At 71.5% G+C, this 22,261-nt stretch carries 18 protein-coding genes; 4 read left to right on the forward strand and 14 right to left on the reverse strand.

What is annotated here, in order from left to right; translation table 11 throughout:
- Positions 1-187: 187 nt before the first annotated feature.
- A complete protein-coding gene (gene ftsY / locus DMH12_RS12685) occupies positions 188-1,396 on the reverse strand; it encodes a signal recognition particle-docking protein FtsY (protein ID WP_125491680.1) in 1,209 nt (402 codons plus the stop codon).
- A gap of 175 nt (positions 1,397-1,571) precedes the next feature.
- On the opposite strand from ftsY, the gene DMH12_RS12690 reads away from it, so the two are divergent.
- The gene (locus tag DMH12_RS12690; protein ID WP_125491681.1) at positions 1,572-3,026 is read left to right on the forward strand and encodes a cytosine permease; all 1,455 of its coding nucleotides are present in this window, start codon (positions 1,572-1,574) and stop codon (positions 3,024-3,026) included.
- A gap of 410 nt (positions 3,027-3,436) precedes the next feature.
- Here the strand turns inward: DMH12_RS12690 and DMH12_RS12695 are convergent, their stop codons facing one another.
- The 4 genes from DMH12_RS12695 to DMH12_RS12715 form a co-directional block, all read right to left on the reverse strand.
- On the reverse strand, positions 3,437-4,855 hold the full coding sequence (locus DMH12_RS12695) for a sugar porter family MFS transporter (protein ID WP_125491682.1): 1,419 nt from the start codon (positions 4,853-4,855) through the stop codon (positions 3,437-3,439).
- 184 nt (positions 4,856-5,039) lie between these two features.
- Positions 5,040-8,600 carry a chromosome segregation protein SMC gene (smc, locus tag DMH12_RS12700; protein ID WP_125491683.1) on the reverse strand — a complete coding sequence of 1,187 codons (3,561 nt, stop codon included), beginning with the start codon at positions 8,598-8,600 and terminating at the stop codon, positions 5,040-5,042.
- A 262-nt stretch (positions 8,601-8,862) separates the two neighbouring features.
- Positions 8,863-9,066: a hypothetical protein gene (locus DMH12_RS12705; RefSeq protein WP_125491684.1), complete on the reverse strand. Its 204-nt coding sequence runs from the start codon at positions 9,064-9,066 to the stop codon at positions 8,863-8,865.
- A 380-nt stretch (positions 9,067-9,446) separates the two neighbouring features.
- The gene (locus DMH12_RS12715) at positions 9,447-9,728 is read right to left on the reverse strand and encodes an acylphosphatase (RefSeq protein ID WP_125491686.1); all 282 of its coding nucleotides are present in this window, start codon (positions 9,726-9,728) and stop codon (positions 9,447-9,449) included.
- 167 nt (positions 9,729-9,895) lie between these two features.
- Between DMH12_RS12715 and DMH12_RS12720 the strand changes: the two genes are divergently transcribed.
- Positions 9,896-11,059 (forward strand): CAP domain-containing protein, encoded by a 1,164-nt coding sequence (locus tag DMH12_RS12720; RefSeq protein ID WP_125491687.1) that lies wholly within the window; start codon positions 9,896-9,898, stop codon positions 11,057-11,059.
- Positions 11,060-11,131: 72 nt separating this feature from the next.
- Positions 11,132-11,536 (forward strand): helix-turn-helix domain-containing protein, encoded by a 405-nt coding sequence (locus tag DMH12_RS12725; protein ID WP_185832287.1) that lies wholly within the window; start codon positions 11,132-11,134, stop codon positions 11,534-11,536.
- Here the strand turns inward: DMH12_RS12725 and mutM are convergent.
- The 9 genes from mutM to DMH12_RS12770 form a co-directional block, all read right to left on the reverse strand.
- Positions 11,526-12,386 carry a bifunctional DNA-formamidopyrimidine glycosylase/DNA-(apurinic or apyrimidinic site) lyase gene (mutM, locus tag DMH12_RS12730; protein WP_122617669.1) on the reverse strand — a complete coding sequence of 287 codons (861 nt, stop codon included), beginning with the start codon at positions 12,384-12,386 and terminating at the stop codon, positions 11,526-11,528. The two genes, DMH12_RS12725 and mutM, sit on opposite strands and share 11 nt — an antisense overlap.
- Before the next feature lie 101 nt (positions 12,387-12,487).
- Positions 12,488-13,318, reverse strand: a complete 831-nt coding sequence (gene rnc, locus DMH12_RS12735; RefSeq protein ID WP_185832288.1) for a ribonuclease III — start codon at positions 13,316-13,318, stop codon at positions 12,488-12,490.
- Positions 13,319-13,325: 7 nt separating this feature from the next.
- Positions 13,326-13,499 (reverse strand): 50S ribosomal protein L32, encoded by a 174-nt coding sequence (rpmF, locus tag DMH12_RS12740; protein ID WP_003951102.1) that lies wholly within the window; start codon positions 13,497-13,499, stop codon positions 13,326-13,328.
- Positions 13,500-13,501: 2 nt separating this feature from the next.
- Entirely contained in the window at positions 13,502-14,155 is a 654-nt protein-coding gene (locus DMH12_RS12745) for a DUF177 domain-containing protein (RefSeq protein ID WP_125491690.1), read from the reverse strand.
- 148 nt (positions 14,156-14,303) lie between these two features.
- A complete protein-coding gene (locus DMH12_RS12750; protein WP_125491691.1) occupies positions 14,304-15,416 on the reverse strand; it encodes a cell division initiation protein in 1,113 nt (370 codons plus the stop codon).
- Positions 15,417-15,537: 121 nt separating this feature from the next.
- Complete coding sequence (gene coaD / locus DMH12_RS12755) at positions 15,538-16,017, reverse strand: pantetheine-phosphate adenylyltransferase (protein ID WP_125491692.1); 480 nt, start codon at positions 16,015-16,017, stop codon at positions 15,538-15,540.
- A 26-nt stretch (positions 16,018-16,043) separates the two neighbouring features.
- Positions 16,044-16,631 carry a 16S rRNA (guanine(966)-N(2))-methyltransferase RsmD gene (rsmD, locus tag DMH12_RS12760; protein WP_125491693.1) on the reverse strand — a complete coding sequence of 196 codons (588 nt, stop codon included), beginning with the start codon at positions 16,629-16,631 and terminating at the stop codon, positions 16,044-16,046.
- Between the two features lie 108 nt (positions 16,632-16,739).
- The gene (locus DMH12_RS12765) at positions 16,740-19,976 is read right to left on the reverse strand and encodes a helicase-related protein (RefSeq protein ID WP_125491694.1); all 3,237 of its coding nucleotides are present in this window, start codon (positions 19,974-19,976) and stop codon (positions 16,740-16,742) included.
- A gap of 41 nt (positions 19,977-20,017) precedes the next feature.
- The gene (locus DMH12_RS12770; protein ID WP_125491695.1) at positions 20,018-21,748 is read right to left on the reverse strand and encodes a DAK2 domain-containing protein; all 1,731 of its coding nucleotides are present in this window, start codon (positions 21,746-21,748) and stop codon (positions 20,018-20,020) included.
- Positions 21,749-22,011: 263 nt separating this feature from the next.
- Here DMH12_RS12770 and rpmB point away from each other — a divergent pair, with 263 nt between their 5' ends.
- The gene (gene rpmB, locus DMH12_RS12775; RefSeq protein WP_079163674.1) at positions 22,012-22,197 is read left to right on the forward strand and encodes a 50S ribosomal protein L28; all 186 of its coding nucleotides are present in this window, start codon (positions 22,012-22,014) and stop codon (positions 22,195-22,197) included.
- The last annotated feature ends 64 nt before the right edge of the window (positions 22,198-22,261 follow it).

A 22,261-nucleotide genomic window follows, 5' to 3' on the forward strand; every position in this document is an offset into this window, starting at 1 on the left:
CCGTACGGCGATGCGGTCGGCCCGCCCGCCACGGCGTGCCCGGCCCGCCCACGAAGGCGCGAGCGCGCGCCCTGCGGCGACGAGCCCACGCCCGGTACGACGAAGCGCCCGCTCCCCGGAATGATCCCGAGGGGCGGGCGCTCACGTGCGTCCCAGTCCGCTGTGGTCCGTCGCGTCGCGCGGGAGGTCACTCTCCGATGAGGGCGTCCACGAAGGCCGCGGGCTCGAACGGCGCCAGGTCGTCCGCGCCCTCGCCGAGCCCGATCAGCTTGACGGGCACGCCCAGCTCGCGCTGCACGGCGACCACGATGCCGCCCTTGGCCGTGCCGTCCAGCTTGGTGAGCACGATGCCGGTGATGTCGACGACCTCGGCGAAGACCCGGGCCTGGATCAGCCCGTTCTGGCCGGTGGTGGCGTCGAGCACGAGCAGCACCTCGTCCAGCGGGGCGTGCTTCTCCACGACGCGCTTGACCTTGCCCAGCTCGTCCATGAGGCCGGTCTTGGTGTGCAGGCGGCCGGCGGTGTCGATGAGCACGACGTCCGAGCCCATCTCCTTGCCCTCCTTGACCGCGTCGAAGGCGACGGAGGCCGGGTCGCCGGCCTCCGGGCCGCGCACGGTGTGCGCGCCGACCCGCTCGCCCCAGGTCTGGAGCTGGTCCGCGGCGGCGGCACGGAAGGTGTCGGCGGCGCCGAGGACGACGGTGCGGCCGTCGGCGACCAGGACGCGGGCGAGCTTGCCGGTGGTGGTGGTCTTGCCGGTGCCGTTGACGCCGACGACCATCACGATGCCGGGCTTGCTGTTGGGCGGCTCGGTCTTGACCTCGCGGTCCATGTCGGGGCCGACGAGGTTGATCAGCTCCTCGCGCAGCAGGGCGCGCAGCTCGCCGGGGGTGCGGGTGCCGAGCACCTTCACCCGCTCGCGCAGCCGCTCGACCAGCTCCTGGGTCGGCTGCACGCCCACGTCGGCGGTGAGCAGGGTGTCCTCGATCTCCTCCCAGGTGTCGTCGTCGAGGTGCTCCCGCGAGAGCAGGGTGAGCAGGCCCTTGCCGAGGGCGTTCTGCGAGCGGGAGAGGCGGGCACGGAGCCGGACCAGTCGGCCGGCGGTGGGCTCGGGAACCTCGATCTGCGGGATCTCGAGCTCTTCGACGACGGGCGGCTCCTCGACGGTGGCGGTGCCGCCGTCCGGGAGGTCGACCTCCTCTATCGTCCGGCGCGTTTCGTCGCGCGGCGTCTCGGCCTCGTCGCCGACGTGCGGCTCGGCCGGAGGGGCGGTGATGTCGGGCGTGGCGGGCGGCGGCGGAGGCAGCTGCTTCTTGCGACGCGAGCCCACGAGCAGCCCGCCGAGCGCGCCGATCACGACCACGGCGATGACTACAGCAAGGATGACGATTTCCATAACGCGTCCAGTATCAGCCATGGACCCCGAGGACACCCCCCTCGTCGCTTCCTCCAAAGGACAAAGGCCCCTGGAAGGCAGGAGTCGGATCAAAGTACGATGGAGGAGGCTGCGTCAACGCGCGTAGAGTCCCGACCGCCCCTCTTCTCCCACGATCGAGGCACGGACCCCCCACATGAGCAAGACCGCCGAGAACGAAGGCGCCCTGGAAACCCGCGGCATCGAGCAGGTGCCCGACCACGAGCGCACCGCCCGGACCCGTGAGCTGTTCCCGACCTGGGTCGGCGCCAACATCAGCGTGCTGCTGCTCACGATGGGCGCGAGCCTCGTCGTGGCGTACCGGCTCAACTTCTGGCAGGCGCTGGTCGTCGCGGCCGCGGCGCCGGTCGTGTCGTACGGCCTGGTCGGGCTGATCGGCATCGCCGGGAAGCGCGGCGGGGCTCCGGGCATGGCGCTGTCGCGGGCCGTGTTCGGCCAGCGGGGCAATCTGCTGCCGGGTTCGCTGATCTGGGTCGCCCGCTGGGGCTGGGAGACGATCAACGCGGTGACCGGGGCGTACGCGGTGCTCACCGTGCTGGACATCGTGTTCGGCGTGCGGGCCAACAGCGTGCTGGACATGGTGACGCTGCTCGCCTTCGTCGTGGCGACGTTCGCGATCTCGGGGCTGGGGATCAACGCGGTCCAGAAGTGCAACAAGTACGCGACGTACCTCTTCGGCGCCTTCTCGGTGCTGGTCCTCGGCTACCTGGTCGTCGACACCGACTGGTCCGCGGTCTTCGACCGGTCCGCCGGTTCGGTGGCCGCGATGATCACCGGTGTCGGTCTGATCGCGGCCGGGGGCGTCAGCTGGATCCCGTCCGCCCCCGACTTCACGCGCTACCTGCCGCGCACGGCGTCCTCGAAGGGGATCGTGGGCGTGACCATCGGCGGGGCCGGCATCGTCGTCCTGCCCATGGTGCTGATGGGCATGATCATGGCCGTCTCCACGCCGGACCTGGCCTCGGCCGCCGACCCGGTCTCCTTCCTCGGGGAGATCCTGCCGACCTGGATCGCGGTGCCGTACCTGATCATCGCGCTGATCGGCATGCTGCTGATCAACTCGATGTCCATGTACTCGGCCGGCTTCACGGCCCAGACCCTGGGCTTCACCGTCCCGCGGCACTGGGCGGTCTCGGTCAACGCGGTGATCTCGCTGATCTTCGGCGGTGTGCTGATGCTGGTGGCGACCAGCTTCATGGGTTCCTTCATCGCCTTCCTGTCGCTGCTCGCGGTCGCCTTCTCCGCATGGGTCGGCGTCTTCGGCGCGGACATGCTGCGCCGCAAGGAGTACGACGGCGAGGCTCTGGCCGACACCGGCCGGACCAGCGCCTACTGGTACCGCGGTGGCTTCTCGCCCGCGGCCGTCGCCGCGTGGGCGGTGGGCCTGGCCGCGGGCCTGATGTTCACCACCTCCGACTGGTTCACCGGCCCCCTCGCCGCGAACAACGTCATCGGCGAGTACGGCCTGGGCTGGGTCGCCACGGTCGTCATCTCCGGCCTGCTGTACGTCGTACTGCCGAAGCCTGCGGTGGTCGTCCCGGCCACGGCCGCCGGCCGTGCCGCCGAGCAGGCGGAGTCGGTGGCCGTCTGACGCCCCTCCCCGCGGACCAATCCGGACGCCCCCTGCCCCGTGCGGTGCGGGGGGCGCCGGCGTTTGCGCGCCCATGCCCACCGACGCCATGCACGGGGGAGCCGGCTCTCAGCCACGCCCGGGCTCGCATGGCGTAGGGGCGGACGACGGCGTCTCCCCCGTCGCCTCCGACAGCCACCCACCCGCGGAGCCCTTGGCCGGCCCCCTCCGCCCCGGCCGTACGGGGTGGAACGCCTCCGACACCGACGGGCCCCGTACCGCCCCGGGAGCCCGCTCGTTCCCGACGGCCGACGGGACACGACAGACCGCCGCCCCCGGTCCGGGCTGATGCGCGGGCCGGGGGCGGCGGACGGTACGGGGAGAGGGGCAGCGGGGACTTGGCCCTTCTCCCCGGGTTCGGGGCGGGGCGGTCAGCCCATCTCCTCCAGGGCCTTGCCCTTCGTCTCCTTCACGAACTTCAGGACGAACGGGATGGAGAGCGCGGCGAAGATCGTGTAGATCACGTACGTGCCGGACAGGTTCCACTCGGCCAGCGAAGGGAAGCTCGCCGTGATGGCCCAGTTGGCGATCCACTGCGCGGATGCGGCCACGCCCAGCGCGGCGGCACGGATGCGGTTCGGGAACATCTCGCCGAGGAAGACCCAGACGACCACACCCCAGGACAGGGCGAAGAAGAGCACGAACACGTGGGCGGCGATCAGGGCGACCCAGCCCTGGGTGGCCGGGAGCTTGCCGTCGACCAGGTCGAAGGAGAAGGCCCAGGCCTCGAGCGCCAGACCGATCACCATGCCGACCGAGCCGATGAGGGCGAGCGGCCTGCGGCCGATGCGGTCCACGAAGATCATGGCGATCACGGTGCCGACGATGTTGATGATCGACGTCGTGAACGAGTAGAAGAAGGAGTCCGTGGGGTCGACACCGACCGACTGCCACAGCGTCGACGAGTAGTAGAACGCGACGTTGATGCCGACGAACTGCTGGAAGACCGAGAGGCCGATACCGATCCAGACGATCGGCTTGAAGAAGAAGCTGCCGCCGAGCAGGTCCTTGAAGGAGGACTTCTCCTCGCGGTGCATGGCCTGCTCGATCTCGGCGACGCGGGCGTCGAAGTCCACGTCCTTGCCCTCGACCTCTTCGAGGATCTCCTTGGCGCGCTCGTGCTTGCCGACGGAGACCAGGAACCGCGGGGACTCCGGGATGGCGAAGGAGAGCAGGCCGTAGACGATCGCCGGGACGACCATGATGCCGAGCATGACCTGCCAGGCCTCCAGGCCCATCAGCTCACCGCGCTGGTCGCCGCCTGCGGCGTTCAGCAGACCCCAGTTGACCAGCTGCGAGACCGCGATGCCGAAGACGATCGCGGCCTGCTGGAAGGAGGCGAGCCGGCCGCGGTAGGCGGGCGGGGAGACCTCGGCGATGTAGGCCGGGCCGATCACGGAGGCCATGCCGATGGCGAAGCCGCCGATGACCCGCCACATGGCGAGGTCCCACAGCGCGAAGGGCAGCGCGGAGCCGACGGCGCTGACGGTGAAGAGGACCGCCGCGATCTGCATGCAGCGGATACGGCCGATCCGGTCCGCGATCCGGCCGGCGGTGGCGGCGCCGATGGCACAGCCGATCAGCGCGACGGCGATGACCTGGGCCAGTACCGCGGAGCCGACGTCGTAACGGTCGCGGATGGCCTCGACGGCACCGTTGATCACGGAACTGTCGTAGCCGAAGAGGAAACCGCCCATCGCGGCCGCCGCCGCGATGAAGACGACGTGCCCGAGATGCTCGGGATGAGCCGTCCTGGCTCCTGAACTGGCTGCCTGCGGTGTGCGGGACACGTGTACTCCTCGGGCTACCGGCAACGCCGCCGGGGTGGATCGCCTTCGGGCCCCTGAAAGGAACCTGAAGGTAAAAGCAACGTTGCAGAGACTATGCCTTCAAGTATCGAAGTCAATAGGACGAGTGCTGTGAGTTTGCAGATGCCTCAGAGCGCTATGTGTTCAAGAGTTGAAGCAATTGAGGTCAGGACTGGCGCAGCCGCTGACTGATGACCTTCGACACACCGTCGCCTTGCATGGACACGCCGTACAGCGCGTCGGCGACCTCCATCGTCCGCTTCTGGTGCGTGATGACGATCAGCTGCGAGGCCTCCTGCAGCTCCTGCATGATCCGGATCAGCCGCTGGAGGTTGGTGTCGTCGAGCGCCGCCTCGACCTCGTCCATGACGTAGAACGGGCTGGGCCGCGCCTTGAAGATCGACACCAGCATCGCCACCGCGGTCAGCGAACGCTCCCCGCCGGAGAGCAGCGAGAGCCGCTTGACCTTCTTCCCCGGCGGCCGTGCCTCGACGTCCACGCCCGTGGTCAGCATGTTGTCGGGATCGGTCAGGATCAACCGCCCGTCACCGCCCGGGAAGAGCCTGCTGAAGACGCCCTCGAACTCCCGGGCCGTGTCCCGGAACGCCTCGGTGAAGACCTGCTCGACGCGTTCGTCGACCTCCTTGACGACCTGGAGCAGGTCGGCGCGGGTCTTCTTCAGGTCCTCCAGCTGCTCGCTGAGGAACTGGTGCCGCTCCTCCAGCGCCGCGAACTCCTCCAGAGCCAGCGGATTGACCTTGCCCAGCTGCTGGTAGGCGCGCTCGGCGGCCTTCAGCCGCTTCTCCTGCTCGGCACGGACGAAGGGGCGCGGGCGGTTGCGCGGATGCTCGGGGTCCTCCGGCAGCTCCTCGCCCTCGGCGGGGGGCGAGGGCGGCACCTGCTGATGGGGGCCGTACTCGGCCGCCAGCCCCGCCGGTTCCACACCGAGTTCCTCCAGCGCCTTGGTCTCCAGCTGCTCGATGCGCAGCCGCTTCTCGGCGCCGAGTACCTCCCCGCGGTGAACCGAATCCGTCAACTTGTCCAGCTCCGCCTTGAGGTCGCGCCCCGCGGTGCGCTCGGCGGTCAGTTCCTGCTCGCGCCGGGCCTTGGCCGCCTCGGCGACGGTGCGCTCCTCGTCGGCGCGGGTCAGCGAGACCTCGACGTGGGCCAGCAGTTGCCGGGCGCCGGCGGCGACCGCCTCGGCGACGGCCGCCTCGTGCCGCAGCCTGGCCCGGCGCTGTTCGGCACGCGCGCGTGCCTCGCGTTCGGAGCGGGCGGCCCGGTCCAGGGAGTCGGCCCGTCCGGCGAGGCCCTTGACCCGCTCCTCGTGGGTACGGACCTGGAGGCGGGCCTCCATCTCGGTCTGGCGGGCGTTGGCGCCGTCGGCGGCGAGCCGGTCGCGCGCGGAGGTGTCGGGCTCCTCCTCGACCGGCATCTCCTCGGCCACGGCCAGCCGTTCCGCCAGTTCCTCCACGTCCAGCAGCGCCTTGTCCAGGGCCTCCTGCGCCCGCGCCGCCGCCGCGGCGGACCGTTCCGCCTCACCGGCGGCGCCCCGCGCCTGGCCCGCGAGCCGGCCCAGCTGCTGCGCGACGGACGACTTCTCCCGGTCGGCGGCGCGGCGCCGCTCCCCCAGCTCCTCGACCAGCGCGGCGCACTCCCGGCGCCGGGCGGCGGCCGCCTCCTGGGCCCCGGCCAGCTCCTCGCAGCGCACGGCCAGCTCCTCCAGCTCGGCGGCGGCGCGGTCGACGGACGCCTGCACCTCCAGGAGGCTGGGCGCCCCGGCGGACCCGCCCTGCGCGAAGTGCGCGCCGAGCAGGTCGCCGTCGGCGGTCACGGCGGTCAGCCCGGGGCGGGCGTAGACGAGGTCCTCGGCGTCCTCCAGGGTGGCGACGACGACGATCCCGCGCAGCAGCCGCCGCACCGCGGGCATCAGGTCCGACGGCCCTCGGACGAGGTCGGCGGCGTACGGCGCCCCGTCGGCGCGCGCTTCGTCCGGTACGTCGTCGGGGCCGCCGGCGAGCAGCAGGGCGGCCCGGCCGGCGTCCTGCTTGCGCAGCAGGCGGATGGCGTCGGCGGCGGCCGCCGGGGAGGTGACCGCGAGGGCGTCGGCGGCGGCGCCGAAGGCGGCGGCCAGGGCCACCTCGTGACCGGGCGTCACAGTGAGCAGTCCGGCGGCCGGGCCCAGCAGCCCGGTGAGCCGGTCCTTGGCGGCGAGCACCGCACCGGTGCCGTCCTTGCGGCGCAGTCCGAGGGCCAGAGCCTCGTGGCGGGCCCGCGTGGCCGCGCGCTCGCGTTCCGCCACCGTGGCCGCCTCACGGGCGGCACCGAGCGCGGCCTCCGCCTCGGCCAGCCCGCGCTTGGCGGCATCGTGGCGCTCGGCGAGTTCCCGGTCGTCGGCGTCGAGGCCGTCGACCTCGGCCTGGAGCGTCTCGTACTCCTCCTGGGCGGCGGCGGCGCGTTCCCGGGACTCGTCCCTGGCCTCGGCCAGCCGCTCGATCTCGGCCTGCGCCGAGGCGGCGCGCGAACGTGCGGCGCCGACCTGGCCGCTGAGCCGGGCCAGCCCCTCACGGCGGTCGGCGATCGCCCGTGCGGCGTCCTTGAGGCGGCGCTCCTCCTGGGCCAGCTCGCGTTCGAGGTCCGCGCGGTGGGCGACGGTGTCCTCCAGGGCGTGCTCGGCCGCCTCCAGGGCCGCTTCGAGTTCCGCCTCCTGCTCGCGGACGCGGGCGGCCTCGCGCTCCAGCTCCTCCGGGTCGCGGCCGCGGCGCTCCTCGGGAGGCGCGGAGGTGGCGCTCTTCACCCGCGCCTCGGCCAGCGAGACGGTGCCGCGCACCCGCTCGGCCAGCTGGGACAGCTCGTACCAGGTCTGCTGGGCACGCTGGAGGCGCGGGGTCAGCCGGCGGACCTCGTCCTCCAGGTCGGCCTCGCGGCGCAGCGCCTTGCCCAGTTCCCGTTCGGCGGCCTCCTTGCGCTCCTTGAGCGCGGCCTCGTCGGCGATCTCGGCCCGGAGCGCCTCGCGCAGCCGTACCAGGTCGTCGGCGAGGAGCCTGAGGCGCGCGTCCCGCAGGTCGGCCTGGATGACGGCGGCCCGCCGCGCCACCGCGGCCTGCCGGCCCAGCGGCTTGAGCTGGCGCCGCAGCTCGTCGGTGAGGTCCTGCACGCGCGCGAGGTTGGCCTGCATCGCGTCCAGCTTCCTGAGCGCCTTCTCCTTGCGCTTGCGGTGCTTGAGGACGCCCGCCGCCTCCTCGATGAAGGCGCGGCGGCCCATCGGGTCGGCGTGCAGGACGGAGTCGAGCTGGCCCTGACCGACGATGACGTGCATCTCCCGGCCGATGCCGGAGTCGGACAGGAGTTCCTGGATGTCCAGGAGGCGGCAGGTGTCGCCGTTGATCTGGTACTCGCTGCCGCCGTTGCGGAACATGATCCGCGTGATGGTGACCTCGGCGTACTCGATGGGCAGCGCCCCGTCGGAGTTGTCGATGGTCAGCGACACCTCGGCCCGGCCGAGCGGCGGGCGGCCGGTGGTGCCGGCGAAGATGACGTCCTCCATCTTGCCGCCGCGCAGCGACTTGGCGCCCTGTTCGCCCATGACCCAGCTGAGCGCGTCCACGACGTTGGACTTGCCCGAGCCGTTCGGTCCGACGACGCAGGTGATGCCGGGCTCGAACCGGAGCGTGGTCGCCGAGGCGAACGATTTGAACCCGCGCAGGGTCAGGGCCTTCAGGTGCACGCCGCCGGACTCTACCTTTCGGGGGTGTCTCACTCCATGAACCGGTGAACCGCCGCGGTTTCGCCGGTGAACGTGCAGGGCACATCAGACGTTGAAGAGGGTGAAAGGATGCGCGGGGCAGGGAAGTCCGGTCGGACGCGGGCGCTGAGACGGGGGCGGGAAAGAAAGAAGGGACGCCGAAGCGTCCCTTGCAGACTCTGACACCTAGCGGTTGTACGGGCGGGCCCGACCACTGCGTGCCGTGCGTGGAGCGATGCAGTGATCAGGTGAGCGCAGGCTCCGCCTGGTGTGCGTCAACGCTCTCCATGATCCTGTCGTGAGAAGCAGCAGCCGCCAGCATGTCGTTCTCCGCCTGGATTCGTCCGAGCTCGGATTCCAGGTCCTGGACGCGCTGCTGGAGCCGTCGCATCTCAGCGAGGAGTCGAGGGTCGGAGCCGCCGACGTAACCGAGAAGCGCCTTTGCCATGATGGATGGTCCTCCACAATGAGTGACCGACCGAAGCGGTGTGGGTCGTGAGGGATTCGCACCCGCGGTGCTTGGCACTTTGGAGTTTTTACTGCCGTTCAACCATGCCAAACAGCTAAGGTGCGCGGGGCTTTCAGCGTCTCACCAAAAAGTTTGACGGTCAACACGATCACGCCCCGTATCGACGGGCGTCCGGGGGCATGCGGCCGGGAAGCGGCGACGCTGCGACTCCTGCGGACCCCTCGGGGCGTGGCGATCTTTCTGGTTGCGGAGCCTCCCACGACGGGCCGTCCCTTGGCAACCACCTGCCCGTTTTCGCTCCGGCCACCCCTGCGGGGAGGGCCGGAGCGGGCATCGGGGAGATCTCGGACGGCGCGGTGTCAGCGGATGGCGAAGCCGTCGTAGCCGCCGCGAGGTGTGTCCCAGATCTCGGTGACGCCGTCCACGCGTCCGGGCGTGTCGTCGCCGTGCAGCCAGTCGAGGAGCCCTTCGCAGCGCTCCCGCGGGCCCTCGGCGACGACCTGGACGCGGCCGTCGGCCAGATTGAGAGCAAAACCACTCATGCCGCCGAGTTCCAGCGCCCTGGCCCGCGTGAACCAGCGGAAACCGACGCCCTGGACCTGTCCGCGCACCCACGCGACCAGTCGTACATCCTCGCTCATGACTGCAACCTAACCAGTCAATGTCCCGCCGGACACTTCACCCCCTCGCGCCATGCGGTACCGTCCCGGTCCAATGAATCTCACCTGAAACTCACTCGAAGGTGTGAGTTCGGTGTTGATCGTGAGGACGCGTCGCCCAAGACGGCGAGGACGAGGAAGGCCAGGACATGGGACGCCACCGACGCTCCGCCGCCGGCCGCGCCGCCACGGGCCGCGCCACGGGGGACCACCAGCCGGACGGTGCGGCGGGACGCGACGCGCGGACGCCGGACGCGGGCGACCGCCCGACCATGGGGATCGCGCCCTACCTGAACCCCGAGGCGTACGCCGAGGCCCGCGCCAGGAGCGACGCCTACCTGTACGCGGACGACCCCGAAGGCGAGGGCCCGCAGGCCGGCCGCACGGTCGCCTTCCCCAGTGACGGATACGCCACCGAGGGCGGCCCGCAGCCCGCGGGAGGCCACCGCAGGCGCCGGAAGAAGGCCGCCACCCCGGTCCGCACCGGGCTGCTCGGTGTCTCCGCCGCAGTCGCCATAGGCACCGTGGCGGTGGCCACGGGCGCGGTGCCCGGCCTCGACAACTACCGGATCGGCGGCGGCAGCGGCGGGGGCGACCGGGTGCAGGCCCAGGACACCCCGACGAACAGCCCGAGCGAGCAGGGCGGCACCTCCGGCAGCGCCGACACCGGCCGCGGCGGCGACGGCTCCACGAGCCGCGGCACCGACCGGTCCTCGTCGCCGTCGTCGCCCTCCGGGTCCGCGTCGTCCAAGGACACCCCGTCCCCCGCACCGTCCTCGACCTCCCCCTCGGCCTCGAAGCCGGCGGCCCCGGCCGAGACCCCGTCGAAGACGAAGAAGCCGAGGACGACGCCGAGCGCCGAGCCCGAGCCCGCGCCCTCGCGCCCGGCCGCCGAGGAGCCCGCGCCGCCCAGCGCGCCGGCCGCCGTGTCGGAGGAGTCCGTCGCCGAGGCCCAGGTGCTCAAGCTGGTCAACGACGAGCGGGCCAAGGTGGGCTGCAGCCCGGTGGCCGCGAACAGCGCCCTGCGCGAACTGGCCGAGGGTTTCAGCAAGGCCATGGCCACGGAGGGCTTCTTCGACCACACCGACCCCGGCGGCGCGACCCCGTGGGACCGGGCGGCGGCGGCCGGCATCAGCAACCTCGGCGGCGAGAACATAGCCCGCGGCCAGAGCGACGCCCAGGCCGTGATGGACGCCTGGATGGACAGCCCCGGCCACCGCGCCAACATACTGAACTGCGACTTCCAGACCCTCGGCGTCGGAGTCCACTTCGGCTCCGGCGGACCGTGGTGGACGCAGAACTTCGGCTACTGACCGCCACCAGCCCCGCTGTGCCCCACGCAGCGCACTCTGCGGGACAGCGCTGTGCTCACGTACGCTTGGTGCATGTCGACCACGCAGGAGCGCGCGGCTGAGCAGGAGCCGGCGTACGACGTGTTCGCCCGGGGCTGTCCCTCGCGCGGCACGCTGGAGCACGTCACCGGGCGCTGGGGTGCGCTGACGCTCGGCGCGCTGTCCGAGGGTTCTCTCCGGTTCAACGAGCTGCGCCGCCGTGTCGACGGCGTCAGCGAGAAGATGCTGGCCCAGACCCTGCACGCGCTGGAGCGCGACGGTCTGGTGCACCGCGAGGCGCAGCACACCAACCCGCCCCGCGTGGACTACGAACTCACGGCCTCGGGCCGCGAGGTGGCGCAGCGGCTGATCGCGCTCATCCAGTGCCTGGAGGGGCGGATGGACGAGGTCCTGGCGTCGCGCGAGCGCTACGACACGCAGCGGATGCCTACGGCGTGACCCTGGGCGGTCGCTGGCACTTCGGGCAGAAGTAGCTGGAGCGGTTCATCCAGGGCCGGCGGCGCATGGGTGTGGCGCATCGGCGGCAGGGCAGGCCCTCGCGGCCGTACGCGTCGAGCGAGCGGTCGAAGTAGCCGGACTCGCCGTTGACGTTGACGTACAGGCTGTCGAAGCTGGTGCCGCCCACCGCGAGGGCCGCGTTCATCACGTCCCGGACATGACCGAGGAGTTCCGCGGTGCGGGGGCGGGTGAAGGTGGCCGTGGGGCGTTCGTAGTGCAGCCGGGAGCGCCACAGCGCCTCGTCGGCGTAGATGTTGCCGACGCCGCTGATCAAGGACTGGTCGAGCAGGGCCCGTTTGATCGTGGTGCGCTTGCGGCGCAGGGCGAGGTGGAAGGCCTCGTCGTCGAAGAGGGGGTCCAGCGGGTCGCGGGCGATGTGCGCGATGACGTCGGGCAGGCCGTCGGGGGACGTGTCGTGCAGCGACAGGCCGCCGAAGGTGCGCTGGTCGACGAAGCGGAGTTCGGTGGAGAGGTCGTCGGCGAAGCGGACGCGGATGCGCAGGTGCTTCTCGGCCGGTGCCTCGTGCGGCTGGACCAGCAGCTGGCCGCTCATGCCGAGGTGGGCCAGGACCGCCTGGCCGGTGTCCGCCAGCGGCAGCCACAGGTACTTGCCGCGCCGGGCGGCGGTACCGAAGCGGTGCCCCTTCAGCCGGTGGGCGAAGTCGTCGGGGCCGGCGATGTGCCGGCGTACGGCGCGCGGGTGCAGTACCTCGGCGTCGGCGACGGTGCGGTGGGCGACCCAGCGCTCCAGGCCGCGCCGGACGACCTCCACCTCGGGCAACTCGGGCATGGGATCCCCTCGGGCGGCCCGGCGGGCCGGGCCGGTGGTCGGACGACGAGCCGAACGCCCGCCCCGGAGGTGGGGCGGGCGTTCGGGCCGTGCGGTGATGGTCAGGCGGAGGCGGACGCCTCGTCGGGGTCCACGTCGACGGCGTTCGCCGTCGCCTTGGCACGCTCGTCCGCCGCGGCCCGGATGGACCGCCACGCGGATTCCGCGGCCTGCTGCTCCGCCTCCTTCTTGCTGCGGCCGGTGCCGGTGCCGTACGAGACGCCTCCGACGCGGGCGGCAGCAGTGAAGGTCTTCTCGTGGTCGGGGCCGGTCTCCGTGACCAGGTACTCGGGGACACCGAGTCCTTCGGTCGCGGTGAGTTCCTGGAGGCTGGTCTTCCAGTCCAGGCCGGCACCGAGGTTGGAGGACTTCTCGATCAGCGGGTCGAACAGGCGGTGCACCAGTTCGGAGGCCGCGTCGAGGCCCTGGTCGAGATAGACCGCGCCGATCACCGCTTCGAGGGTGTCGGCGAGGATGGACGCCTTGTCCCGGCCGCCCGTGCCCTCTTCACCTCGGCCGAGCCGGATGAAGGAGCCCAGTTCGAGCCCGCGGCCCACTTCCGCCAGCGCACGCGAGTTGACCACCGCGGCCCGCAGCTTGGCCAGCTGGCCTTCGGGCAGGTCGGGGTGGGTGCGGTACAGCGTGTCCGTGACGACGAGGCCGAGGACGGAGTCACCGAGGAACTCCAGCCGCTCGTTCGTCGGCAGACCGCCGTTCTCGTACGCGTAGGAACGGTGGGTCAGTGCACGCACCAGAAGGGCGGACTCGAGCCGGTAGCCGAGCCGCCCTTCCAGAAGCGTGTGGGACGAGGCCTGGGTGTCCGCCTTCTTCTTGGCGGGTGGGTCCGCCTTGGCGTCTTCCGCCTTCTTGGGGACTGACACAGTGCCTCTCACCAGCCGCTCAGACCTCGAGGACCTGGCGCTTGTTGTAAGTGCCGCAAGACGGGCACGCGATGTGCTGCTGCTTGGGCTCGTGGCAGCGCTCGCACGCAACCAGGGTGGGGACCGCAGCCTTCCACTGCGACCGGCGGTGGCGCGTGTTGCTGCGCGACATCTTCCGCTTCGGAACAGCCACGGCTACTTCTCCTGCTTCTCGGCGGCGTCCGCGGAATCTGGCCCGTCGCCGCTCATCTCGTCCTTCTCGCCGTCTCCGAGTGAACCGGCGAGTCCCTGCAAAGCCGCCCAACGAATGTCGACGGCGTCGTGGTGGTGGTCCGGGTCGTCCGCCAGGCGTGCTCCGCACTCGGAACACAGACCCGGGCAGTCCTCCCGGCACACCGGCTGCATCGGCAGTGCGAGCACCACCGCGTCGCGCAGCACGGGTTCGAGGCCGATCAGGCCGTCCTCGACGAAGAACCTGTCCTCGTCGTCCTCGGCGTCGTCGCCCGGTTCCGCCGCAGGGCGGCCCCGGTCGTCGGCGTCAGGGTACGAGAACAACTCCTGGAAGTCCGCTACGAGCTGCTGCTCAAGCGGCTCCAGACACCTTACGCACTCCCCCTCGGCCGTGGCACGGGCGGTGCCTGTGACGAGCACCCCTTCCATGACCGACTCGAGTCGGAGATCGAGTTCCACCGACGCGCCTTCCGGCACTCCGATGACTCCCTGGACACCGAAGTCCTTGGGAGCGTCGACCGTGCGGGTCAGGCGCTGGAGCGCACCGGGCCGCCGTCCCAGCTCGTGTGTGTCGAACACGAGAGGGTCGCGGTGGTCGAGGCGCGCGTTCAGAACCATTCCTGCTTTCGGTCTTCGTAGCTCGAGGATGCCGCCCTGTCATGTTCGAGGGCAGCGGCGATCGCGGACGTACGCACGACCGAAGAGCCAGGATACTGGACCATTCGCTCATGGCCCAATCCGGACCTGCGGGACCCGTGGGACGGCCCTAGACTCCGCGGCCCTGCTCGTAGGCCCGCAGCTGTTCGGCGCTGATCATGCTGGTGTCGAAGAGGCTGGTCTCGTCCAGCGCCTGCGGCTGGACCTGCGGGGGCTGCTGCGGTTGCTGGGGCTGGGCGTAGCCGTGCTGGGGGTCGTAGGGCTGCTGCTGGGCGTCGTAGCCCTGGTAGGCATACGGGTCGCCGGGCTGCGGCTGGTAGCCGTACGGGTCCTGACCGGAGCCGTAGGCCTGCTGGTAGGCGGCGTACGGATCGGGCTGCTGCTGCGCGTAGCCGTAGGCCGGCTCCTGCGTGGGCATGTCCGGCACGGCCTGGGCCGGGATCTGTGCCGCGGCCGGCTGCGGCTCGCCGTACTCGGGCTGCCGGGGCTGCTCGGCGGGGGCGTCCGACAGGGCCGCGAGTCCGGCCAGGTAGTCGGCGTCGCTGGAGTGCTGGACGGTGGTGGAGTCGTCGGCGAGGGCGCCGAGGTCGTCGGTGGCGATCCGGCCGTGCAGCTTCTGGCGGCCCCGGCCGACCGCCTCCAGGGTCTTGGCCAGCACCGCCTCGAAGGCGCCGAGCTTGGTGTCGACGTAGGCGTCGGCGTCGCGGCGCAGGGTCTCCGGGTCGTGGCTGCGCTCGGGGGCGTCCTCGTCCTCGTAGCCGTTCTCGTCGAGGCCGGGGCCGGTGCCGAGCAGCTTCTCGCGGCCGCGGCCCACCGAGCCGAGGGTCTTGGTGAGGACGACCTCGAAGTTGGCGAGCTTGGAGTCGACGTAGTCGTCGGCCTCGGCGCGGACCTCCTCGGCCTCCTGGCGGGCCTCGGCGAGGATCCGGTCGGCCTCCGCCTGGGAGCGGCGGGCGACCTCGGTGTCGGCGATCAGGGAGCCCCGCTCGGCGTGCGCGGTCTCGATGATCCGGTCGGCCTCCTGGCGGGCCTGCGCGACCATCTGCTCCCGGCCGCCGAGCAGTTCCTGGGCCTGGGCGAGCGAGCCGGGCAGCTCGGCGCGCAGCTCCTCCAGTGTGGCGAGCAGTTCCGCGCGGTTGACCACGCACGAGGCCGACATGGGCATGGCGCGGGCCCCGGAGACCATCGCGGTGATCTCGTCGAGCTTCTTCTGGACGTCCACCGTGTGCTCGCCACTCTCTACAGCTGTGTTGGAGACGGACGGGACGACTGTACGACCCTGGGGTGTCCCGGGGACACCGGGTGACGGATTGTCAGTCTCCGGAGGCGGTACGGCGGGCGGTTCAGTGCTTCTTCAGGCGCTCGGAGAGGACGTCGAGGACCAGCGGCGGCACCAGGTGGGACACGTCGCCGCCCCAGGTCGCGACCTCCTTGACCAGGGAGGACGACAGGAAGCTGTAGGTGGGGTTGGTGGGGATGAAGAGGGTCTCCACGCCCGAGAGGCCGTTGTTCATCTGGGCCATCTGCAGTTCGTAGTCGAAGTCGCTGACCGCGCGCAGGCCCTTGACGATGGCCGGGATGTCGCGCTGCTTGCAGAAGTCGACGAGGAGGCCGTGGAAGGACTCCACGCGCACGTTGCCGTACTCGGCGGTGACCTGGCGGATGAGGTCGATCCGCTCCTCGATCTCGAACAGGCCCTTCTTCGCCTGGTTGATCATCACGGCGACGTAGACCTCGTCGTAGAGGCTGGAGGCCCGGCCGATGATGTCGAGGTGTCCGTTGGTGATCGGGTCGAACGACCCGGGACAGACGGCACGGCGCACTTGAATTCCCTCGCTCTCCGGTCCGGTCATCGTGCGTCTTCGCACGTAGAGGCGGCGCGACCGTACCAAAACGTTCCCTCGCCGTAGCGGCGGGCACGGATCGCCTCGAAGCCGTCCGGCCAGCCGAATTCCCCGCCTCTGGTGCTGCGCTCCACGGTGACGAGCGCTTCCCCGGCGAGCCAGCCTTCCGTACGGAGTGTGAGCAGGATCTCCCGAAGATCGTCGTCCGAGACGGCGTACGGCGGGTCCAGGAAGACGATGTCGTACGGCTCCCCGGGGGCGGGGGTGCGGATGGTCTGCTCCGCCTTGCCCGCCCGGACCTCGGCGCCGGGCAGGCCGAGCGCCTTGACGTTCTCCCGGACGGTGCGGACGGCGCGGGCGTCGGCCTCGACGAGCAGGACGTGTCCCGCGCCCCGGGACAGCGCCTCCAGGCCGACGGCGCCGGAACCGGCGTACAGGTCGAGGACGCGCTCGCCGTCCAGCGGGCCGCCGAGCAGGGACTGCCACGTGGAGAAGAGCCCCTCGCGCGCGCGGTCGGAGGTGGGGCGGGTGCCGGTTCCCTGCGGGACGGCCAGGCGGCGTCCGCCGGCCTTGCCGGCGATCACTCGGGTCATCTGAGGTCCTTGGTTGTGAGCGACTCTACGTCCAGTGTGGCTGGTCGCGCCCACGCGGCGGGAGCCGCACATCGGCACAGCCCCGCGCCGACCCCGGGTGGGTGGTGCTCAGCCCTTTTCCAGGTACTGCTCCCTCTGCTCGTCCAAGAGTGCCTCCAGGGCCGTCTTCAGTCCGGGCTGGCCGGTCAGCTCCGGGTCGGTGGCCACCAGGGCCGCGGCCTCCTGTCGCGCCTGAGCGATGATCTCCTCGTCCTCGATGACGGCGAGGACCCGCAGGGAGGTGCGGGCACCGGACTGGGCCTGGCCGAGGACATCGCCCTCCCTGCGCTGTTCGAGGTCGATCCGGGAGAGCTCGAAGCCGTCGAGGGTGCCGGCGACCGCGTTCAGCCGCTGGCGGGCCGCGCTCGCCTCGGGCATCTCGGTGACCAGCAGGCACAGTCCGGCGGCGGAGCCGCGACCGACCCGGCCGCGGAGCTGGTGCAGCTGGGAGACGCCGAAGCGGTCCGCGTCCATGATCACCATGGCGGTGGCGTTGGGGACGTTGACCCCGACCTCGATGACGGTGGTGGCGACCAGCACGTCGGTCTCCCCGGCGGCGAAGCGGCGCATGACCGCGTCCTTGTCGTCGGGCTGCATGCGGCCGTGCAGGATCTCGACCTTGAGGCCCTGCAGGGCGCCCTTCGCCAGCTGCTCGGCGATGTCGAGGACGGCCAGCGGGGGCCGCTTCTCGGCGTCGTCCTCCGGCGACTTCCGCGAGGCGCCCTTCTTGCCGGGGTCGTCCTCCTCGTCGCCGATGCGCGGGCAGACGACGTACGCCTGGTGGCCGTTGGCCACCTCCTCCCGGACCCTTTCCCAGGCCCGGGAGAGGAAGTGGGGCTTGTCGGCGGCCGGGACGACGTGGCTGGCGATCGGGGACCGGCCGGCCGGGAGCTGGTCGAGGACCGAGGTCTCCAGGTCGCCGAAGACGGTCATGGCGACGGTGCGCGGGATCGGGGTGGCGGTCATGACGAGCAGGTGCGGGGGCTGTTTCCCCTTGCCGCGCAGGGCGTCGCGCTGCTCGACGCCGAAACGGTGCTGTTCGTCGACGACGACCAGGCCGAGGTCGTGGAAGCGCACCTTGTCCTCGATCAGCGCGTGTGTGCCGATGACGATGCCGGCCTCGCCGGTGGCCAGGTCGAGCAGGGCGTGCCGACGGGCGGCGGCGCCCATGGACCCGGTGAGCAGCACCACCTTGGTGGCGTGCTCGGCACCGCCCAGCATTCCCCCCTCGGCCAGCTCCCCCATCATCTCGACGACCGACCGGTGATGCTGCTGCGCGAGCACCTCGGTCGGCGCGAGCATCACGGCCTGTCCGCCCGCGTCGACGACGGCGAGCATGGCGCGCAGGGCCACCATGGTGTTGTGGGTGACCGTGAAATTATCGGTCACGTACGCGTGACTCGGGTGGGCCACGCTGATGCACTGGACGGGCTTGCGCCCCACGTACTCGACTGCGCGGATCCCCCGCCGGAAGGTGTTGTACGTCGGCCGGGTACGCACGCGCTCCGCCTTGCGGGTCAGCCTGAACGGGACGTACTCCTCGGGCAACGCCACCGACACGTTGAAGGCGTCCTTCTTCGGCAGTACTCGCGCGCGACCGCCCAGAGAACGCACGAGCCAGGCGACATCGTCTGCCAGTCGCCGGGAAGCGGAGCAGAGCGACATGCTCATGCCGTCCGCGTGGATGGTGCCGTCCGTGTCCAGGAGCCCTTGCAGCAGAGCGAGGCGGTCCTTGACCGACGTGTTCTTGAACACGTCGGGAACGAACTTCCCGTGCGACGTCTCGCCCCACAGACCCAAGTCCCGCAGGGCCTGGATCACAGGATTTCGGACGCCTCCCGCACGCTGGGCGAGCTGGATCGTGTAGTCGCAGCGGGATCCCTTCACCGGCGTCAGCAGGCATCCGGGCGCCACGGAAAGCGCAACGGCGTCCCGGATTTCGTCGTCGATGGTGGACAGGCGCAGGGTGTGCCGGAAGGAGCCGTCTCCCAGGAGGAGGCCGAAGAGGTACGGGTCCAGGGGCAGCGAATGGTCGCCGCCGAGGTCCACCGGGGTCGCGGCAGGGAGGTACCACTTCGAGGATCCGTCGGCGTTGTAGGTGTCCAGACGAATCTCCCGGGTCGTCATGACCTTGGGTGCCTGACCGCGGTGCCAGCCGCAACTCGTGCCGACGATCCACAGGTGCTCGTCGTCACACTCGACGGAGCTTCCGTCCGACAGCACGAGGCGCCAGACATCGCGCTCTCCCTGGGGGAAGACGCCGTCGATCGAAGCGATCTCCCCGTCCGGCACCACCACCTCGTCACCGGTCCGCAGGTCCCCCATCCGGCGAAATCCCGACGGTGTCAGGACCAGGGAGTCCAGAGGCTGAGCCTTCCCCGACCCCACCTCGCCCTGGAGCAGCCGATGCATCGGGTGGTCGGTGGCGAGGTCGTCGAAGATCTCGCGGGAGACCTTCTGCTGGCCGTCGGTGAGGGTGAAGGGGAGGCGGTCGTCGAAGGCGGTGAGCAGGCCGTCCGGGGCGGGTTTGCGGGGGACGGCGGGGAGTTGGGTCTCGGCGTGCCGGCGGCGGGCCAGGGCGACCTGGAGGACGAAGGCCTCGTCCCACTTCAGGCGGGCGCGGGCGTCCTCGATGTCGGCCTTGGTGTGCGGGCGGTGGATCTTGAGGAGGGCCTCGGGCAGGGAGACCAGGCCCCGGCCCTCGCGCAGGGAGCCGGGGAGGGGGTCGACGGCCTCCTGGGCGCTCGGCAGCACCGTCTGGATCGCCTTGCCGATCTTCCAGGACTCCAGTTTGGCGGTGGCCGGGTAGAGGGGGATGAGGGCGCCGGCCCAGGACTCGACGCTCTCGCTCGCTTCGTCGTCATCGCCGGCGCGCAGCAACTCGTACGCCGGATGGGCCAGTTGCAGGCGGCGGTTGAAGACGGAGACCTTGCCCGCGAACATCGCGCGGGTGCCCGGCAGGAGTTCCTTGTGGGGTTTGTGGACGCCGTTGCCGAAGAAGACCAGTTGGAGGCGGCCGCTGCCGTCCGTGATGGTCACTTCGAGGCGCTGGCCCTTGCCGCGCGGTGCCCTGGACGAGGCGAAGGAGTGCAGCCGGGCGTCGGCGACCTGCGCGACCACCGTGACGTGTTCGTCCATGGGCAGGTCGGCGAGGTGGGTGAGCTGGCCGCGCTCCTCGTATCTGCGGGGGTAGTGGTGGAGGAGGTCGCCGACGGTGTGCAGGCCGAGGTGCTCGGCCATCACCTTCGCGGTGGCGGGGCCGAGGACCTTCTTCAGGGGTTCTCGCAGTGCGGGCACGAGATCCATTGCACACCACGCCACTGACAACGGTCGCGGGGAGCGCCGTACTACTCCACGCCGACCAGCAGCAGCGCCCCCTGCCGGCCGCCCCGGTGGACCACGGTGTCGACCGCGAGGTACGCCTCTCGGACCCGGGCCTCCAGGTGTTCGGTGACGGTTCCGGGCGCCTCGTCGCCGAGGACGAGGGTGACCAGCTCGCCGCCGGCCGAGAGCATCCGGTCCAGGACGGTCGCCGCGACCTCCGTGACGTCCGCGCCGATGACCGCCACGTCGCCGTCGATGAGGCCGAGCACGTCACCGGCCTGGCAGATGCCCGCCGTGGTCCAGGACCGGTGTTCGGCGACGGTGACCTCGGCATAGCGGGTGGCGCCGGCCGCGGAGGTCATCGCCACCACGTCCTCGTCGAAGCGCCGCTCGGGCTCGTGCACGGCCAGCGCGGCGATGCCCTGGACCGCGGAGCGGGTGGGGATGAGGGCGACCCTGACGCCTTCGGCACGGGCCTGCTCGGCCGCCGCGGCGGCGGTGTGGCGCAGTTCGGCGTCGTTGGGCAGCAGGACGACCTCGTGCGCGTGCGCCCGCCGTACGGCCTGGACCAGTTCCCCGCTGGCGGGCGGTTCCCCGGGGCGGGCGAGCAGGGTGGTCGCGCCGGCCTCCGCGTACAGCCCGGCCAGCCCCTCCCCCGGTACGACGGCCACCACGGCGCGGCGGCTCCGTTCCCGGGGCGGGCGGCCGGTCCCGGTGGTGTGGGCGTCGCCGTGTCCGAAGTGGGTGATGCGGATCCGGTGGGGCCGCCCGGCCTCGACGCCCGCTTCGACGGCGGCGCCCGCGTCGTCGACGTGCACGTGGACGTTCCACAGTCCGTCGCCGCCGACCACGACGAGCGAGTCCCCGAGCGCGTCGAGCCGCCGCCGCAGCCGCGTGACGGCCGCGTCCTCGGCCTCCAGGAGGTAGATCACCTCGAACGCGGGTTCGTCGTGGCGGTCGGCCTCGGTCACCGCGCACTCGCCCGCGAGGTCCTCGTCGCCCGGCGCCGGAGACGCTTCCGGCGCAACGTCCCCGTGCGGCTCCACGCGCGCGTGCACGACGGTGGCCGCTCCCGGGCCGGGCGCCTGCCCGGTGAACGTCTCCACCAGGGCCCCGAGGACCGTCACGAGCCCGTGTCCGCCGGCGTCGACCACTCCGGCGCGCTCCAGGACCCGCAGCTGGGCCGGGGTGGCGGCGAGCGCGGCGCGGGCGCCCTCGTAGGCCGCGCGGGCCACCTCCGCGCAGTCGCCCTCCGCGTCGTCGGCCGCGTCGGCGGCGGCGGAGGCGACGGTCAGGACGGTGCCCTCGACCGGATGGGCCACGGCCTGGCGGGCGGACTCGGCCGCGTTCCGCAGGGCCAGCCGCAGGCCGGGGCCCTCGGTGTGCGCGGACTCACTCCGCGCGGTCAGCACCTGGGCCATGCCGCGCAGCAGCTGCGCGAGGATCGTCCCGGAGTTGCCCCGCGCGCCGATCAGCGCACCGTGCGCCATCGCGCCGACGGCCTCCGCCAGCGAGGGGCCTTCGGCGGCCTGCGGCGCCCCGTCGTCCAGCTCGTGCGCCGCGAACACGGCCTCCACGGCGGCGACGGCCGATTCGACGGTCAGGTAGAGGTTCGTGCCGGTGTCCCCGTCCGCGACGGGATAGACGTTGATCGCGTCGATCTCCTCGCGCGCCCGTCCCAGCGCGCGCAGCGACAGACCGCACCAGGTACGCACCGCCAGAGCGTCGAAGAACCTCTGCGGCACCTGCGCCACCTGTGCCTCCCTGAGCTGCCGGCCGTGGCTGGCAGCGTAGACCTTGGGCGGGTGCCCGGCGGAAGAGGGCCGGGGCGGTCCCCTGAGCTGCCGTGGTAGTTTCGTTGTACGGGAGCAGCCGTTGTATGCTGCTCCGGTTGCCCGATCCCGATCGGGCCATCCCCCTGGCACCGCCACTCAGATCCCGGACCGTCGAGTCCGAGAACTTGATCCCGGCATGCCGGGATCAACCGTAAGTGCATCTGAAGTCTTTGGAGTGACCCGTGGCTGCCAACTGCGACGTCTGCGGCAAGGGGCCGGGCTTCGGCAACAACATCTCGCACTCCCACCGCCGTACGCCCCGTCGCTGGAACCCCAACATCCAGCGTGTGCGTACCGTGGAGGGCGGGACGCCGAAGCGCGTGAACGCTTGCACCTCGTGCATCAAGGCCGGCAAGGTCTCGCGCTGACGCGTCAGCTGAGCGCGCGGCCACTGCCTGGTCCGCTGTAGGGAGCCGGTCCACCTCGGGTGGA

The organism is Streptomyces sp. WAC 04229, assembly GCF_003947455.1.
GTDB lineage: Bacteria > Actinomycetota > Actinomycetes > Streptomycetales > Streptomycetaceae > Streptomyces.

What these genes read in the sequence shown, in the direction of transcription:
- DMH12_RS12720 (WP_125491687.1), top strand. Translation starts at nt 9,896, where the DNA reads ATGGGACGCCACCGACGCTCCGCCGCCGGCCGCGCCGCCACGGGCCGC.
- DMH12_RS12725 (WP_185832287.1), top strand. Translation starts at nt 11,132, where the DNA reads ATGTCGACCACGCAGGAGCGCGCGGCTGAGCAGGAGCCGGCGTACGAC.
- DMH12_RS12705 (WP_125491684.1), bottom strand. Translation starts at nt 9,066, where the DNA reads ATGGCAAAGGCGCTTCTCGGTTACGTCGGCGGCTCCGACCCTCGACTC.
- ftsY (WP_125491680.1), bottom strand. Translation starts at nt 1,396, where the DNA reads ATGGAAATCGTCATCCTTGCTGTAGTCATCGCCGTGGTCGTGATCGGC.
- rsmD (WP_125491693.1), bottom strand. Translation starts at nt 16,631, where the DNA reads ATGACCCGAGTGATCGCCGGCAAGGCCGGCGGACGCCGCCTGGCCGTC.
- mutM (WP_122617669.1), bottom strand. Translation starts at nt 12,386, where the DNA reads ATGCCCGAGTTGCCCGAGGTGGAGGTCGTCCGGCGCGGCCTGGAGCGC.
- DMH12_RS12745 (WP_125491690.1), bottom strand. Translation starts at nt 14,155, where the DNA reads ATGGTTCTGAACGCGCGCCTCGACCACCGCGACCCTCTCGTGTTCGAC.
- DMH12_RS12690 (WP_125491681.1), top strand. Translation starts at nt 1,572, where the DNA reads ATGAGCAAGACCGCCGAGAACGAAGGCGCCCTGGAAACCCGCGGCATC.
- DMH12_RS12765 (WP_125491694.1), bottom strand. Translation starts at nt 19,976, where the DNA reads ATGGATCTCGTGCCCGCACTGCGAGAACCCCTGAAGAAGGTCCTCGGC.
- DMH12_RS12715 (WP_125491686.1), bottom strand. Translation starts at nt 9,728, where the DNA reads ATGAGCGAGGATGTACGACTGGTCGCGTGGGTGCGCGGACAGGTCCAG.